This window comes from Azoarcus sp. TTM-91, from assembly GCF_012911025.1.
In the GTDB taxonomy this organism is placed as follows: domain Bacteria; phylum Pseudomonadota; class Gammaproteobacteria; order Burkholderiales; family Rhodocyclaceae; genus Azoarcus.
Window position 1 is genome coordinate 1 of record NZ_WUEI01000228.1, and the last position, 2,329, is coordinate 2,329.

Genomic DNA, 2,329 nt, shown 5'->3' on the forward strand with positions numbered 1-2,329 from the left:
TGTTCGGCCACGCTCACGCCCAGCTTCGCCTGGGCGACGAAGCGGCGGAAGGGGACCGGTTCCGGAAGTTCGCCTTCCCTGCCCTCCTGGATCAGGGCGATCTCGCCCACCAGCAGTTCCAGCGTGGTGTGGTCGGAGATCAGGTGGTGGCAGGGCAGAGCGAGCAGCCAGCGCTGCTGGGCTTCGTCCTTGATGGCGATGGCGTGGATCAGCGGGGCCTGGCGCACGTCGATGCGGTAGCGTCCGGGGGCAACGTGTGCTTCCAGTCGGGCGCGGGCGTCTTCGCCGCCCTCCGCTTCGAGCCACTGGATCCGGACTTCGGCCTGGCGATGGACGACCTGCACCGGTTCCTTCAGCCCTTCCCAGCACACCGCGGTGCGCAGGATGTCGTGGCGGCCGATCGCATGGTTCAGGCTGGCAATGAAGCCTTCCAGCCGCTCGCGACTGTCGAAGCGCATCAGGTTGTGCGTAACGTAGGCGTCGCCTTCGGTCTGCACCAGGTGGTGGAACAGGATGCCTTCCTGCAGCGGCGCCAGCGGGTAGATGTCCTGGATGTTGGCCGCGCCCCCGGGCACGGCAGCCTCGATGCGCCCGATCTCCTCCCTGTCCAGTTCCACCAGCGTCAGCATCTCTGGCGTGATCGCGGTGCAATCGGCCGGAATCCCATTCGGCGGCACCACGACTTCTGCCCGCTGCGGCTCACTTGCCAGCGCGGCAGCGAAAGCGGCCAGTTCCGGCTGCTGGAACAGGCTCTTCACCGAGGCCGGCAGGCCTTGGCTGCGCATCCGCTCCAGCAGCTTCAAGGCCAGCAGCGAGTGGCCGCCGAGTTCAAAGAAGCTGTCCCGTCTCCCGACCCGCTCCACCCCCAGCACTTCGGCCCAGATCGCCGCGAGCCGTTCTTCCACTTCGCCCTGCGGCGCTTCGTAGGCCTGGGCACTGCCCGCTTCCGCCTTCGGCAGCGCCTTGCGGTCTATCTTGCCGTTGGCGTTCAGCGGCAGACCGTCCAGCACCATCACCACCGACGGCACCATGTAGTCCGGCAGCTGCTCTCCGAGCTTCGCGCGCAGCTCGGCAACGTCCACGTCCTCGCCCGCCTGGGCCGATACGTAGCCCACCAGCCGGGCGCCTCCCGGGCCTTCGTCGGCCACCACCACCGCTTCCCGGATCCGCGGCTGTGCCAGCAGCTGCGCTTCCACTTCGCCCAGTTCGATCCGGAACCCACGGATCTTCACCTGGTGGTCTATCCGGCCCAGGTACTCCAGTTCCCCTCCCGCGTTCCAGCGCACCAGGTCGCCCGTGCGGTACAGCCGGCCACCGCCTTCGTCGTAGGGGTCGGCGATGAAGCGTTCGGCACTCAGGCCCGGGCGGTTCAGGTAGCCACGCGCCAGGCCGACGCCACCCAGGTACAGCTCGCCGGCAACACCGGACGGCGTCAGGTTCAGTTCGGCATCCAGAACGTGGGCTTTGCGGTCTCCCACCGGTCGCCCTATCGGGACGTAGGCGCTTTCCAGGACGTCATCGCGCCGGCCTTCCCAGACGCAGGGGCTGATCACCGCTTCGGTCGGGCCGTAGGAGTTCACAAGGCGTTCGGGCATGAAGGTATTGCAGGCGGTACGGTAGTTTTCCGCCGGCCAGGCCTCGCCACCGGCAATGCACAGTCTCACCGGGAATCCGCCCTCCCCCTGCGCCGCGGCCAGCTCACTCAGATAGGCCGGCGGCAGGTGGAAGGCGGTGATGCCCCTGGCTCGTCCTTCCCCGGTCAGCCGGGCCGTTTCCCGGTCTTCGGTCGCGAGCACGACGACAGCGCCGCCTGCGACCAGCGGAGATGCCCATTGGGAAACCGCGGCATCGAAGCTGAGGGAGGCGAACTGCAGCAGGCGGTCGCTCGTGGAGAGTCCGAATTTGCCGATGACGGCTTGCAGATGCATGGCCAGGGGGGCGTGGGCGACGGCGACTGCTTTGGGCCGTCCGGTGGAGCCGGAGGTGTAGATCACGTAGGCCAGGTTCTCTCCGCTCACCGGTACTTCGGGGTTGTGCGCCGGCTCCGCCGCCAGCGCCAGCGTGTCCAGCTCCAGCACCGTGAGTCCGGTCGGCAGCGGGAGCTGAGCTTGGACCTGGCTTTGCGTGAGCAGCAGCGCGATCCCGCTGTCTTCCATCATGTAACTCAGCCGCTCCGCCGGGTACTCCGGGTCCAGCGGCACGTACGCCCCGCCCGCCTTCAGGATGGCCAACAGGCCCACCACCATGTCCAAGGAGCGCTCCACCGCGATCCCCACCTTCACTTCCGGGCCGACGCCCAGCCCGGTCAGGTGGTGCGCGAGTTGGTTCG

At 68.1% G+C, this 2,329-nt stretch carries 1 protein-coding gene; it reads right to left on the reverse strand.

Translation table 11 applies throughout. From position 1 onward, the window contains the following. The coding region (locus GRF61_RS23795; protein ID WP_169153095.1) for a non-ribosomal peptide synthetase at nucleotides 1-2,329 on the reverse strand (2,329 nt) is incomplete at both ends.